Origin of the sequence: Mycobacterium sp. ACS4054, assembly GCF_001667275.1 — a bacterium.
Lineage (GTDB): Bacteria > Actinomycetota > Actinomycetes > Mycobacteriales > Mycobacteriaceae > Mycobacterium.
The window spans coordinates 38,054-51,379 of record NZ_LZHV01000054.1 but is presented as its reverse complement, the minus strand read 5'-3'; the positions used below and the strand labels follow the sequence as shown (position 1 = coordinate 51,379).

Annotated in this window: 12 protein-coding genes and 1 pseudogene; 12 read left to right on the top strand and 1 reads right to left on the bottom strand. The window is 70.8% G+C overall.

What is annotated here, in order from left to right; translation table 11 throughout:
• The first annotated feature begins 28 nt into the window (after positions 1 to 28).
• The 3 genes and pseudogenes from rlmN to A5730_RS15135 all read left to right on the top strand — a co-directional run.
• Entirely contained in the window at positions 29 to 1,162 is a 1,134-nt protein-coding gene (rlmN, locus tag A5730_RS15145) for a 23S rRNA (adenine(2503)-C(2))-methyltransferase RlmN (RefSeq protein WP_067901764.1), read from the top strand.
• A 56-nt stretch (positions 1,163 to 1,218) separates the two neighbouring features.
• On the top strand, positions 1,219 to 1,728 hold the full coding sequence (locus A5730_RS15140; protein WP_067901762.1) for a protein disulfide oxidoreductase: 510 nt from the start codon (positions 1,219 to 1,221) through the stop codon (positions 1,726 to 1,728).
• Positions 1,728 to 2,570, top strand: a pseudogene (locus A5730_RS15135) (cytochrome c biogenesis CcdA family protein); the annotation flags it as partial. The gene A5730_RS15140 and the pseudogene A5730_RS15135, both read left to right, overlap by 1 nt.
• Before the next feature lie 12 nt (positions 2,571 to 2,582).
• Here the strand turns inward: A5730_RS15135 and A5730_RS25190 are convergent.
• Entirely contained in the window at positions 2,583 to 2,837 is a 255-nt protein-coding gene (locus A5730_RS25190; protein WP_082946849.1) for a DUF2631 domain-containing protein, read from the bottom strand.
• A gap of 78 nt (positions 2,838 to 2,915) precedes the next feature.
• Between A5730_RS25190 and dxr the strand changes: the two genes are divergently transcribed.
• The 9 genes from dxr to A5730_RS15090 all read left to right on the top strand — a co-directional run bounded on the left by dxr (position 2,916) and on the right by A5730_RS15090 (position 13,187).
• On the top strand, positions 2,916 to 4,121 hold the full coding sequence (gene dxr / locus A5730_RS15130; RefSeq protein ID WP_067901759.1) for a 1-deoxy-D-xylulose-5-phosphate reductoisomerase: 1,206 nt from the start codon (positions 2,916 to 2,918) through the stop codon (positions 4,119 to 4,121).
• A gap of 20 nt (positions 4,122 to 4,141) precedes the next feature.
• The gene (locus A5730_RS15125; protein ID WP_067901889.1) at positions 4,142 to 5,365 is read left to right on the top strand and encodes an RIP metalloprotease; all 1,224 of its coding nucleotides are present in this window, start codon (positions 4,142 to 4,144) and stop codon (positions 5,363 to 5,365) included.
• Between the two features lie 19 nt (positions 5,366 to 5,384).
• Positions 5,385 to 6,551, top strand: coding sequence for a flavodoxin-dependent (E)-4-hydroxy-3-methylbut-2-enyl-diphosphate synthase (ispG, locus tag A5730_RS15120; RefSeq protein WP_067815185.1), 1,167 nt, complete (start codon positions 5,385 to 5,387; stop codon positions 6,549 to 6,551).
• 57 nt (positions 6,552 to 6,608) lie between these two features.
• Positions 6,609 to 7,463, top strand: coding sequence for a GNAT family N-acetyltransferase (locus tag A5730_RS15115; RefSeq protein ID WP_067901757.1), 855 nt, complete (start codon positions 6,609 to 6,611; stop codon positions 7,461 to 7,463).
• A gap of 152 nt (positions 7,464 to 7,615) precedes the next feature.
• Positions 7,616 to 9,430 carry a penicillin-binding transpeptidase domain-containing protein gene (locus A5730_RS15110; protein ID WP_067901754.1) on the top strand — a complete coding sequence of 605 codons (1,815 nt, stop codon included), beginning with the start codon at positions 7,616 to 7,618 and terminating at the stop codon, positions 9,428 to 9,430.
• A 72-nt stretch (positions 9,431 to 9,502) separates the two neighbouring features.
• Positions 9,503 to 10,114 carry a DUF1707 domain-containing protein gene (locus tag A5730_RS15105; protein ID WP_067901751.1) on the top strand — a complete coding sequence of 204 codons (612 nt, stop codon included), beginning with the start codon at positions 9,503 to 9,505 and terminating at the stop codon, positions 10,112 to 10,114.
• Between the two features lie 10 nt (positions 10,115 to 10,124).
• A complete protein-coding gene (gene map, locus A5730_RS15100; protein WP_067901749.1) occupies positions 10,125 to 10,982 on the top strand; it encodes a type I methionyl aminopeptidase in 858 nt (285 codons plus the stop codon).
• Positions 10,983 to 10,997: 15 nt separating this feature from the next.
• Positions 10,998 to 12,506 (top strand): cobyric acid synthase, encoded by a 1,509-nt coding sequence (locus tag A5730_RS15095; protein WP_067901748.1) that lies wholly within the window; start codon positions 10,998 to 11,000, stop codon positions 12,504 to 12,506.
• A gap of 120 nt (positions 12,507 to 12,626) precedes the next feature.
• Positions 12,627 to 13,187, top strand: a complete 561-nt coding sequence (locus A5730_RS15090; RefSeq protein WP_197506265.1) for an alpha/beta hydrolase — start codon at positions 12,627 to 12,629, stop codon at positions 13,185 to 13,187.
• Positions 13,188 to 13,326: the final 139 nt, after the last annotated feature.

The following is a 13,326-nucleotide window of genomic DNA, read 5'->3' as shown; positions in this document are numbered from 1 at the left end:
CCCCGAGGTGGCCGATACTGGACGGGTCATGGTCCAGCAACTGGTCTTCACCGAACCCCGCCCCAGCAGGCCGCCGCGGCACCTGGCCGACCTCGACGCCGCCGGCCGTGCGTCGGCCGTCGCCGAGCTGGGCCTGCCCGCGTTCCGCGCCAAGCAGCTCGCGCATCAGTACTACGGCCGGCTGATCGCCGATCCGCGCGAGATGACCGACCTGCCGGCGGCCGTGCGCGACCGGATCGCCGAGGCGATGTTCCCGCGCCTGCTCACGTCGGCCGCCGAGGTGACGTGCGACGCGGGCGAGACCCGAAAGACGTTGTGGCGCGGCACCGATGGGACGACGTTCGAGTCGGTGCTGATGCGCTACCCGCAGCGCAACACCGTGTGCATCTCGTCGCAGGCCGGCTGCGGCATGGCCTGCCCGTTCTGCGCGACCGGGCAGGGCGGGCTGACCCGCAACCTGTCCACCGCGGAGATCCTGGAGCAGGTCCGGTCCGCGGCCGTCGCCCTGCGCGACGACTTCGGCGATCGGCTGTCCAACGTCGTGTTCATGGGCATGGGGGAGCCGCTGGCCAACTACGCCCGGGTGCTGGCCGCGGTGCGGGGCATCACCGAACCGCCGCCGCACGGCTTCGGCATCTCGGCCCGCTCGGTCACCGTCTCGACGGTCGGCCTGGCGCCGGCCATCCGCAAACTCGCCGACGAACGGCTCGGGGTGACGCTGGCGCTGTCGTTGCACGCGCCCGACGACGAACTGCGCGACACCCTCGTGCCGGTCAACAACCGATGGAAGATCGCCGAGGCGCTCGACGCCGCCCGCTACTACGCCGACGTCACGGGCCGCCGGGTTTCGGTGGAGTACGCGTTGATCCGCGACGTCAACGACCAGCCGTGGCGGGCCGACCTGCTGGGCAAACGGCTGCACCGGGCACTCGGCCCGCTGGTGCACGTGAACCTGATTCCGCTCAACCCGACCCCCGGCAGCGCGTGGGACGCCAGCCCCAAGCCGGTGGAGCGGGAGTTCGTGCGGCGGGTGCGGGCGCAGGGCGTCTCATGCACAGTGCGGGACACCCGCGGGCGCGAGATCAGTGCCGCCTGCGGACAGCTGGCCGCCGAAGGCCGACAGCTGGCCGCCGAAGGCCGGCAACTGGCCGCCGAGAGCTGAACCGGGACGGCGTCCCCCACGTCTAACAGGCATAGACCAGCAAACGAGGTGACGCCATGATTGTTCGGTTCCTGACCCCACTCCGGCTTGTGGCCGCGGCGCTTTTCGCCGCCGCCTTGATATTCGGGCTCGGCGACGCGCCGCGCTCCGCCGCCGCCGACGACCGTCTGCAATTCACGGGCACGACCCTGAGCGGTGCGCCGTTCAACGGCGCCAGCCTGCAGGGCAAGCCCGCGGTGTTGTGGTTCTGGACGCCGTGGTGCCCGTTCTGCAACGCCGAGGCGCCGGGCGTGAGCCAGGTGGCCGCGGCCAATCCCGGCGTCACGTTCGTGGGCGTCGCGGCCCACTCGGACGTCGCGGCAATGCAGAACTTCGTCGCCAAGTACAACCTGAACTTCACCAACCTCAACGACACCGACGGCGCGATCTGGGCCCGGTACAACGTCCCCTGGCAGCCCGCCTACGTGTTCTACCGCGCGGACGGCAGCTCGACGTTCGTGAACAATCCGACCTCGGCGATGCCGCAGCAGGAGTTGTCTGACCGGGTCGCCGCGCTGAGGTCCTGATGGATCGGGGTCTCATCGGCCTGGCCTTCGCGGCCGGGCTGGTGGCGGCCCTGAACCCGTGCGGGTTTGCCATGCTGCCCGCCTACCTCCTGCTGGTGGTGCGCGGGCCGCGGACGGGGGTGGCCGCGGCCGGGCGGGCCCTGGCGGCCACCGCGGTCATGGCGCTCGGCTTCCTGACGGTCTTCGGCCTGTTCGGCACGCTGACCGTCTCGGCCGCCGGCGCGGTCCAGCGATACGTGCCGTACGCCACGGTCATCGTCGGCGTCGCGCTCGTCGCGCTGGGCGGGTGGCTGCTGTCGGGCCGCGGGCTGGCGGCGCTCACCCCGCGGCCGGTGGTGGATCGCTGGGCGCCCACGGTCCGCCTGAGCTCCATGTACTCCTACGGCGTCAGCTACGCGATCGCCTCGCTGTCGTGCACCGTCGGCCCGTTTCTGGCGGTCACGGCGGCGGGCCTGCGGGGCGGGTCGATCGTCACGGCGGTGGCGATCTACCTCGCCTACATCGGGGGACTGACCTCGGTCGTCGGCGTCCTCGCCGTCGCCGCGGCGACCGCGAGCTCGGCGATGGCCGACCGCCTGCGGCGCGTCCTGCCGTTCGTCGACCGGATCGGTGGCGCCGTGCTGATGCTGGTCGGCCTGTACGTCGCCTATTACGGCGCCTACGAGGTGCGCCTGCTGGGCGCGAACGCCGACCCGCGGGATGCGGTGATCACCGCGGCCGGGCGCCTACAGGGGACGCTGGCCGGCTGGGTGCACCAACACGGGATGTGGCCATGGGCGCTGGCCGCGGTCGCGCTGACGGTCGTCGTCATCGGCGGCACGTGGTACCGCCGGACCCGCGCCGGGGCGGCGGCGCTACCTGATCCAGCCGCGCCGGCGGCCCCACAGGTCGCGGACCAGGGCGACCAGCACCAGCGTGGCGAACCCGATCAGGAACCAGTTCTCGATGTGGCCGACGTGGTTGCCGCGCAGCATCGCCAGCAGGAACACGATGATGACCAGGCCGGTGATGTGCCAGGTGCGGTGATTGATCCTGCTCCAACCCCACTTCGCCGACGGCACCTCGACGGCGTCGACGCCGGTGAACTGTTCCACCTCGGTACTGGCCACGGTGAATCCCCTTCGTGATCGGCTGGTAGGAGAGATTCTGGCACACCGGTCGCGGGACCGAGCGGGCACAATGAGTGAGTGACAACCGCGACACCCGAGGGCCGCCTGCGCGTGCTGGTGCTGGGCAGCACCGGTTCGATCGGTACCCAGGCGCTGGAGGTGATAGCGGCCCATCCGGACCGCTTCGAGGTCGTCGGCCTGGCCGCGGGGGGCGCGAACCTGGGCACCCTGCTGCGGCAGCGCGAGCAGACCGGGGTCACCAACATCGCCGTCGCCGACGAACGCGCGGCACAGATCGCCGACGTCCCCTACCGCGGTTCCGACGCGGTGACCCGCCTGGTCGAAGACACCGAGGCCGACGTCGTCCTCAACGCGCTGGTGGGGGCGCTGGGCCTGCGGCCGACGCTGGCCGCGCTGGAATCGGGCGCCCGGCTCGCGCTGGCCAACAAGGAATCGCTGGTCGCCGGCGGACCGCTGGTTGTGCAGGCGGCGCGACCGGGCCAGATCGTGCCGGTCGACTCCGAGCACTCCGCGCTGGCCCAGTGCCTGCGCGGCGGCGCTCCCGACGAGGTCGCCAAGCTGGTGCTGACCGCGTCGGGGGGGCCGTTTCGCGGCAGGACCGCCGCGCAGTTGGAGGGCGTCACCCCCGAACAGGCCGGCGCCCACCCGACCTGGTCGATGGGCCCGATGAACACCCTGAACTCGGCCTCGCTGGTCAACAAGGGCCTCGAGCTCATCGAAACCCACCTGCTGTTCGGCATCCCGTACGACCGCATCGAGGTCGTGGTGCACCCGCAGTCGATTGTTCATTCGATGGTCACCTTCGTCGACGGCTCGACGATCGCCCAGGCCAGCCCGCCGGACATGAAGTTGCCCATCTCGCTGGCGCTCGGCTGGCCGGCCCGGGTGCCCGGGGTGGCCGCGGCCTGCGACTTCAGCACCGCCGCTAGCTGGGACTTCGAGCCGCTGGACAGCGAGGTTTTCCCCGCCGTCGAGCTGGCCCGCTACGCCGGCCAGACCGGCGGCTGCATGACCGCGGTGTACAACGCGGCCAACGAAGAAGCCGCGGCGGCGTTCCTCGAGGGCCGGGTGGGATTCCCCGAGATCGTGAAAACCATCGCCGACGTGCTGCACGCCGCAGACCAATGGGCGGTTTCACCCGCTAACGTGGATGAGGTACTAGACGCGCAGCGCTGGGCTAGGGAAAACGCCAGGCGCCGAATCGATCGAGTCGCACACGCACGGCCCACCCAGGCCCCCGTCAACGCCTCCGGAATGGTGTGAGAAAGGTCCTGCAGTCGGAGATGATGTTCGTTATCGGCATTGTGCTGTTCGCCCTCGCCATCCTGATCTCGGTGGCGCTACACGAGTGCGGCCACATGTGGGTCGCCCGCGCCACCGGCATGAAGGTCCGCCGCTATTTCGTCGGGTTCGGGCCCACGCTGTGGTCGACGCGGCGTGGGGAGACCGAGTACGGCCTCAAGGCCGTGCCGTTGGGCGGCTTCTGCGACATCGCCGGGATGACCTCGGTGGAGGAGCTGGCCCCCGACGAAACCGAACGGGCCATGTTCAAGCAGGACGTCTGGAAGCGCGTCGCGGTGCTGTTCGCCGGTCCGGCCATGAACTTCGTCATCTGCCTGGTCCTGATCTATGGCATCGCACTGGTCTGGGGGCTGCCGAACCTGCACCCGCCGACCCGGGCGGTGATTGGTGAAACCGCTTGCGTCGCACCGGAAGTGGCGCCCGGCAAGATCGCGGACTGCACCGGCCCCGGCCCGGCCGCGCTGGCCGGGATCCGCGCCGGCGACGTCGTCGTCAAGGTCGGCGACACCCCGGTCTCCACCTTCGAGGACATGGCCGCGGCGATCCGCAAGCTGCACGGCACCGTTCCGGTCGTCGTCGAGCGGGGCGGCAACACCATCACCACCTACGTCGACGTGACGCCCACCCAACGCTTCGTGACCAACGGCGCCAACGCCCAGGGCGGTCAGCCGGCGCCCGCGACGGTCGGCGCCATCGGCGTCGCCGCGGTCAAGCTCGCGCCCACCCACTACGGCGTCCTGTCCGCGGTGCCCGGCACCCTCGCGTTCGCGGGGGACCTGACCGGCGAGGTCGGCAAGGCGCTGGTCACCATCCCGACGAAGGTCGGCGCCCTGGTGCACGCCATCGGCGGCGGGCAGCGCGACCCGCAGACCCCGATGAGCGTGGTGGGCGCCAGCATCATCGGCGGCGACACCGTCGACCATGGGCTGTGGGTGGCGTTCTGGTTCTTCCTGGCCCAGCTGAACCTCATCCTGGGCGCGATCAACCTGGTGCCGCTGCTGCCGTTCGACGGCGGCCACATCGCCATCGCCGTGTTCGAAAAGATCCGCAACCTGGTCAGGTCGGCCCGCGGCAAGGTCGCGGCCGCACCGGTGAACTACCTCAAGCTGATGCCGGCCACCTACGTGGTGCTGGTGTTCGTGGTCGGCTACATGTTGCTGACCGTGACCGCTGATCTGGTCAACCCCATCAGGCTCTTCCAGTAATCGACGTGAAGGAACGAAAGTGACCATTGGCCTGGGCATGCCGGACGCTCCGGCGCCCACGCTCGCCCCCCGGCGCAAGACGCGCCAACTCATGGTCCGCGACGTCGGGGTGGGCAGCGACTATCCGATCTCGGTGCAGTCGATGTGCACCACCAAAACCCACGACGTCAACGCGACCCTGCAGCAGATCGCCGAGCTGACCGCCGCCGGCTGCGACATCGTCCGGGTGGCGTGCCCGCGCCAGGAGGACGCCGACGCGCTCTCCGAGATCGCCAAGCACAGCAACATCCCGGTGATCGCCGACATCCACTTCCAGCCGAAGTACATCTTTGCGGCCATCGACGCCGGCTGCGCGGCGGTGCGGGTGAACCCCGGCAACATCAAGGAGTTCGACGGCCGGGTGGGCGAGGTGGCCAAGGCGGCCGCCGCGGCGGGCATCCCGATCCGCATCGGCGTCAACGCCGGCTCGCTGGACAAGCGCTTCATGGAGAAGTACGGCAAGGCCACGCCCGAGGCGCTCGTCGAATCCGCGCTGTGGGAGGCCTCGCTGTTCGAGGAGCACGGCTTCGGCGACATCAAGATCAGCGTCAAGCACAACGACCCCGTCGTGATGGTCGCCGCCTACGAGCAGCTGGCCGCCCAGTGCGACTATCCGCTGCACCTCGGCGTGACCGAGGCCGGCCCGGCGTTCCAGGGCACCATCAAGTCCGCGGTGGCCTTCGGCGCGTTGCTGTCGCGGGGGATCGGCGACACCGTCCGGGTATCGCTGTCCGCGCCGCCGGTCGAAGAGGTCAAGGTCGGCATCCAGATTCTCGAGTCGCTGAACCTGCGGCCGCGCGGGCTCGAGATCGTGTCCTGCCCGTCCTGCGGTCGCGCGCAGGTCGACGTCTACACCCTGGCCAACGAGGTCACCGCCGGCCTGGAGGGTATGGACGTGCCGCTGCGCGTCGCCGTGATGGGCTGCGTGGTGAACGGTCCGGGCGAGGCGCGCGAGGCCGACCTGGGCGTCGCGTCCGGAAATGGCAAGGGGCAGATCTTCGTTCGCGGCGAGGTGATCAAGACCGTGCCCGAGGCGCAGATCGTCGAGACGCTCATCGAAGAGGCCATGCGTCTGGCGTCGGAGATGGGGACCGATCACGGTCCTGAAACAACATCAAGCGGTTCGCCGATCGTCACCGTAAGCTGATGGGGGCCGGTTCCCAGCCGCCGGTCCATTAGTTCGCATCAGAAGAGAGTTCGCCAGATGTCGGCTCCGCCCCTGTTCCGCCTTGTCGGCGAGCGACGGGTGTCCGTGGTGCGCGACGCCGCCGCCGTCTGGCGGGTGTTCGACGACGATCCGGTCGGGTCGTGCATGGTCGCGGCCCGGGTGGCCGACCACGGCATCGATCCCAACTCCATCGGCGGGGAACTGTGGACCCTGCGCGGCGCCGAAGAGTCGCTGTGCTTCGCCGGCGCCAACCTGATCCCGCTGCGCGGCGCCCCGGCGGACCTGGACGCCTTCGCCCACGAGGCGATGAGCGGAACCCGGCGCTGTTCGTCGCTGGTCGGCAGGGCCGAATTGGTGATGCGGATGTGGGAGCGGCTCGAGTCGGCCTGGGGTCCCGCGCGCGACGTGCGCGACCATCAGCCGCTGCTGGCGTTGTCCCGGCACCCCGACTGCGACATCGACGTCGGGGTGCGCCAGGTGCGGCCGGACGAGCTGGACGCCTACCTGGTGGCCGCCGTCGACATGTTCATCGGTGAGGTGGGCGTCGACCCCCGCCTCGGCGATGGCGGGCGGGGTTATCGCCGCCGGGTGGCCAGCCTCATCGCGGCGGGGCGCGCGTGGGCCCGCTTCGAGCAGGGCCAGGTCGTGTTCAAGGCCGAGGTGGGCTCGCAGTCGCCGGGCGTCGGCCAGATCCAGGGGGTGTGGGTGCACCCCGAATGGCGGGGCCTGGGCATCGGGACCGCAGGCACCGCGACCGTGGCCGCCGTGATCGTCGGCAGCGGGCGCACCGCCAGCCTGTACGTGAACAGCTTCAACACGGTCGCCCGCGCGGCGTACGCCCGGGTCGGCTTCGCCGAGGTGGGCACCTTCGCGACGGTCCTGCTGGACTAGCGCGGCTGCAGCCCGCGAGTGTGCGGCTGGCCGCACGCTCGGCGTCCAACGTGCGGCTGGCCGCACGCTCGGGGAACGCCCGCGTTACATCACGATCCGATCTCGGTGTGTCGACGCCGGGCGACGGGCCCCGCTTCATAACATCTGTACCAATGGTCACAAAAACCCCACTGGTAATCGTGGCGGCCGGGCTGCTGCTGGCGGCCGTCGCGATGTCCGGCTGCACCCCCCGGCCCGACGGCCCCGGCCCGGCGGCCGAGAAGTTCTTCGCCGCCCTGGCCATCGGCGACACTGCCACGGCCGCCCAGCTCAGCGACAACCCCAACGACGCCCGCGAAGCGCTGAACGCGGCGTGGGCCGGGCTGCAGGCGACCCACCTCGACACGCAGATCCTCAACGCCAAGTACGCCGAGGACACCGGCACCGTCGCCTACCGCTTCACCTGGCACCTGCCCAAGAACCGGACCTGGACTTACGACGGGCAGCTCAAAATGGCCCGCGACGAGGGGCGCTGGCAGGTGCGCTGGACCACCACCGGCCTGCACCCCAAACTGGGCGAGCACCAGACGTTCGCGCTGCGGGCCGATGCGCCGCGGCGCGCCTCGGTGAACGAGCTCGGCGGCAGCGACGTGCTGGTCCCGGGCTACCTGTACCACTACACGCTCGACGCCACCCAGGCCGGATCCGGCGCGGCGCTGATCGGGACGGCGCACGCGATCGTCGACGTCCTGCACCCCTTCAACGGCGGGCTGAGCGACCCGCAGCTGCTCGCCGAGCAGGCCAGCTCGGCGACCCAGCCGGTGGACCTGGTGACGCTGCACCCCGACGACAACGACAAGGTCTTCCCGGCGATCGGCCGGCTACCCGGCGTCGTCGTCACGCCCCAGCCCGAAATCCTGCCCACCGACCCGCATTTCGCGCCCGCGGTGATGTCGGAGGTGAAGAAGGCGGTGATCGACCAGCTCGACGGCCAGGCCGGCTGGCGGGTGGTCAGCGTCAACCAGAACGGCGTCGAGGTCGAGGTCCTGCACGAGGTGCCGGGGTCACCCGCGCCGTCGGTCTCGATCACGCTGGACCGGGTGGTGCAGAACGCCGCCCAGCGCGCGGTGGATACCCGCGGCGGCAAGGCGATGATGGTTGTCATCAAGCCGTCCACCGGGGAGATCCTGGCGATCGCGCAGAACGGGGGCGCCGACGCCGAAGGCCTGCTCGCCACCACCGGCCTGTTCCCGCCGGGGTCGACGTTCAAGATGGTCACGGCCGGCGCCGCCGTCGACCGCGACATGGCCACCCCCAACACCATGCTGGGTTGCCCCGGCCATCTGGACATCGGGCATCGCACCATCCCCAACTACGGCGGCTTCGACCTCGGCGTGGTGCCGATGTCGCGGGCGTTCGCCAGTTCGTGCAACACCACCTTCGCCGAGCTCAGCAGCAGGATGCCGCCGCGCGGCCTGACGCAGGCGGCCACCCAGTACGGGATCGGGCTGGACTATCAGGTGGACGGCCTCACCACCGTGACCGGCTCGGTGCCCCCGACGGTGGACCTCGCCGAGCGCACCGAGGACGGCTTCGGCCAGGGCAAGGTGCTGGCCAGCCCGTTCGGCATGGCGCTGGTGGCGGCCACCGTCGCCGCGGGCAAGACACCGACGCCGCAGCTCATCGCGGGTCGGCCGACCGCCGTGCAGGGCGACGCCACCCCGATCAGCCCGAAGATGGTGGACGCGTTGCGGCCGATGATGCGGCTGGTCGTCACCAACGGGACCGCCAAGGAGATCGCCGGGTGCGGCGCGGTGTACGGGAAGACCGGTGAGGCCGAGTTCCCGGGCGGCTCGCATTCCTGGTTCGCCGGCTACCGCGGCGACCTGGCGTTCGCCTCGCTGATCGTCGGGGGCGGCAGCTCGGAGTACGCGGTGCGGATGACCAAGGTGATGTTCGAATCGCTGCCGCCCGACTTCCTGGCCTAGCGCCGTTCGCAAGCGCGGCGCTAGCGCCATCTGGCCTGACGCCGGCGGGCCGCTCGGCGGTAAATTGCGATCATGACGGATTCCGGCGGCGACATGGTGGCGCTGCGCGTCTCCGACGCCGACCGCAACGGCACGATGCGGCGACTGCACAACGCCGTCGCGCTCGGGCTGATAGACATCGACGAGTTCGAGCAGCGCTCGTCGCAGGTGTCCTACGCGCGCACCCGGGGTGAGCTGGACGGGCTGGTCGGCGACCTGCCCGGACCGGGCGCGATCGTCACGTCCGCGGCCGACCGCGTCGAACTGCGCGGCTGGGCCGGCTCGCTGAAACGCCAGGGCGAATGGACGGTGCCCACCCGCCTGGCGCTGGTCCGCCGGCTGGGCTCGATCGATCTCGACCTGACCAGGGCGCGGTTCGCCGGCCCGGTGGTGGTCATCGAACTCGACGTGAGAGGCGGCTCGGTGGACATCCGGCTGCCCGACGGGGCCAGCGCCTCGATCGACGACGTCCAGGTCTATGTGGGCAGCGCCCGCGACCGCCGCAGGGACGCGCCGGGCGAGGGGCGGCCCCACGTGGTGTTGACGGGCCGGGTGGTGTGCGGCTCGGTCACCATCCGAGGGCCGCGGCGCTCGTTGATCCGCGGCCGTCTCGAGGGCCCGCATCGGGGGCGAGCGCGCGGTTAAGCTGGTCGGCATGCCTGCTCGCACCGCGCTTGCCCCCGGAGAGTTGTCCCCGACTCTGCCGGTGCCCGTCCGCATCCCCCGCCCGGAGTACGCGTGGAAGTCCACGGTGCGGGAGGGCAGCGAGCCGTGGGTGCAGACGCCGGAGGTGATCGAGAAGATGCGCGTCGCCGGCCGGATCGCGGCCGGCGCGTTGCAGGAGGCGGGCAAGGCGGTGGCGCCCGGGATCACGACCGACGAACTGGACCGGATCGCCCACGACTACATGGTCGACCACGGGGCCTACCCGTCGACCCTGGGCTACAAGGGCTTCCCAAAGTCGTGCTGCACGTCGCTCAACGAGGTCATCTGCCACGGCATCCCCGACTCGACGGTGGTCGAGGACGGCGACATCGTCAACATCGACGTCACGGCCTACATCGACGGCGTGCACGGCGACACCAACGCGACCTTCCTGGCCGGCGACGTATCCGAGGAGCACCGGCTGCTGGTGGAGCGCACCCGGGAGGCGACGATGCGCGCGATCAACGCCGTCAAGCCGGGGCGGGCGCTGTCCGTCGTCGGCCGCGTCATCGAGGCGTACGCGAATCGGTTCGGGTACAACGTCGTTCGTGACTTCACCGGCCACGGCATCGGCACCACGTTCCACAACGGCTTGGTGGTGCTGCACTACGACCAGCCCTCGGTCACCACGGTCATGCAGCCGGGCATGACGTTCACCATCGAACCGATGATCAACCTCGGCGGGCTGGACTACGAGATCTGGGACGACGGCTGGACGGTGGTCACCAAGGACCGCAAGTGGACCGCGCAGTTCGAGCACACCCTGCTGGTCACCGACACCGGCGTCGAAATCCTCACTTCGGTATAGCCGGGCCGTGAACCCTTGAGCGGGGCGCTGCTGGTCGCCGGCACCAGCTCCGACGCCGGGAAATCGGTGGTCGCCGCGGGACTGTGCCGGCTGCTGGCGCGCCGCGGGGTGCGGGTGGCGCCGTTCAAGGCGCAGAACATGTCCAACAACTCCGTGGTCACCGTCGAGGGCGGCGAGATCGGTCGCGCGCAGGCGCTGCAGGCGCGGGCGGCGGGGCTGGAGCCCAGCGTGCGGTTCAACCCGATCCTCCTCAAACCGGGCAGCGACCGGACGTCGCAGCTGGTGATCCGCGGTCAGGTCGCCGACTCGGTGACGGCGGCGAGCTATGTGCGGCATCGCGACCGCCTCGCCGGGATCGTCGCCGACGAATTGTCCTGCCTGCGTGCCGAATTCGACGCGGTCATCTGCGAGGGCGCCGGGTCGCCGGCCGAAATCAACCTGCGTGCCACGGATTTGGCGAACATGGGGCTGGCCCGGGCCGCGAACCTGCCGGTCATCCTCGTCGGTGACATCGACCGCGGCGGCCTGCTGGCCCACCTGTTCGGGACGGTCGCGGTGCTCGAGCCGGACGACCAGGCGTTGATCGCCGGCTTCGTCGTCAACAAGTTCCGCGGCGACCCCGCACTGCTGGAACCCGGTCTGCGCCAGCTGCATGCGATGACCGGCCGCCCGACCTATGGGGTGCTGCCCTACGCCGACGAGCTCTGGCTGGACGCCGAGGACTCGCTGTCGGTGGTCGCGCACCGCGTCGTCGGCGCCCCGGAACCGCCGCGCGGGCGCGAGTGGCTGCGGGTGGCCGCGATCCGGCTGCCGCGGATCTCCAACTCCACCGACATCGAGGCGCTGGCCTGCGAACCGGGCGTGCTGGTGCGCTGGGCCACCGACCCCGCCGACCTGGCCGACACCGACCTGATCGTGATCCCGGGGAGCAAGTCCACCGTCGCCGACCTGGCCTGGCTGCGGGAGCGCGGCCTGGCCGAGGCGATCACCGCGCACGCCGCAGCCGCAAAACCGGTGCTGGGCATCTGCGGCGGCTTTCAGATGCTGTGCCGGCGCATCGACGACGCCGTGGAATCCGGGGCCGGCGAGGTCGCGGGGCTGGGCCTGTTGGACGCCGACATCGCCTTCGGCGAGGCCAAGATTCTGCGGCGGTGGCCGCCACCGCTCACCGGATACGAAATTCATCACGGCAGGGTGTCTCGGTTCGCCGAGCAGAGCTGGTTCGGCGCCGAGGGCGGGCGCGACTGCCGGCCGCACGGGCTGGTGCGCGGCGCGGTGTTCGGCACGCACTGGCACGGCCTGCTCGACAACGACGAGTTCCGCCGCGCCTGGCTCATCCGCGTGGCGGCCGCGGCCGGACGCGGGTTCGTCGCCGTCGAAACCAACGTCGCCGCCCGGCGCGATGCGCAGCTCGACGCGATCGCCGATCTGCTCGCCGCCCATCTCGACGTCGACGCGGTTTTCGCTTTGCTCGACGGTCCACCGCCGCGCCGACCGCACATCGCAACTCGCTTGCGGCCGTAGGACATTCACTCAGGTGTGCACGCGTGAAGGTCGAATTGACGGCGATGCAGACCCGCTGCGCGCGCAAGGATGTTGTAGAAATCGTCGCGCGCGCAGACCGGTTCCCTGTAGCGTGCGTAGATGCCCTCCATGATGACCACGCTCGACGGGTTCCCGGTCCCGGTAGCCGTGGCCGGTCCGGAGCAGGGCGTCGTCGTCGTCATCCTGGGCGACGAGGATCGCGTCCCCGCCGCGTACGACGCGGTGTGCGAGCGTCTGCACACCGCCTCACTCCGGACGGTCGTCATCGGTCTCGACGCGCGCCTGACGCCCAAGTCGGTGGTCGGCATCCTCGACGCGCTCGGCATCGGATGGGCCGTGGTGATGGGGGATCGCGCCGGCGCCGAGCTGGCCTGGGAGCTCGCGGCGACGAAACTCGGCCGGTTCGTCGGCCTCGTGGTGATCGACCGCGGTCACCCGCGGGTGCCCAATCGCGACGGCGTGGTCCAAGACGAGCACTGCCCGCCGGTGGAGATCGGCACCACGGTCCTGGTCAGCTCGCCGGCCACCAGGGCCGTCGCCCAGGCCAGCCAGCAGTATGTGTACGCCGAATACCGCGTGGTGCACCTGGGCCGGCGCACGGTCCAGGAGTCGACGGCGCAGCTGGCCGCCGAGATCGTGTTGCGCACCAGCACCTGGTAGCCGCCGGTCGGTGCGCGGAAACCCCATTCGCACAATCGAATTGGTCCCCGCCACGCGTGGCGTAGGCCACGCGCGGCGCTGATCGCCGGGGGGCGGTACCGTTTCGACCGGAGCCCAGACCCGTTGTGCCGAGCGGTCG

Coding starts and splice junctions, on each gene's coding strand:
- A5730_RS15125 (WP_067901889.1), top strand. CDS start 4,142: ATGATGTTCGTTATCGGCATTGTGCTGTTCGCCCTCGCCATCCTGATC.
- map (WP_067901749.1), top strand. CDS start 10,125: ATGCCTGCTCGCACCGCGCTTGCCCCCGGAGAGTTGTCCCCGACTCTG.
- A5730_RS15105 (WP_067901751.1), top strand. CDS start 9,503: ATGACGGATTCCGGCGGCGACATGGTGGCGCTGCGCGTCTCCGACGCC.
- A5730_RS15115 (WP_067901757.1), top strand. CDS start 6,609: ATGTCGGCTCCGCCCCTGTTCCGCCTTGTCGGCGAGCGACGGGTGTCC.
- A5730_RS15140 (WP_067901762.1), top strand. CDS start 1,219: ATGATTGTTCGGTTCCTGACCCCACTCCGGCTTGTGGCCGCGGCGCTT.
- rlmN (WP_067901764.1), top strand. CDS start 29: ATGGTCCAGCAACTGGTCTTCACCGAACCCCGCCCCAGCAGGCCGCCG.
- A5730_RS15110 (WP_067901754.1), top strand. CDS start 7,616: ATGGTCACAAAAACCCCACTGGTAATCGTGGCGGCCGGGCTGCTGCTG.
- A5730_RS15090 (WP_197506265.1), top strand. CDS start 12,627: ATGCCCTCCATGATGACCACGCTCGACGGGTTCCCGGTCCCGGTAGCC.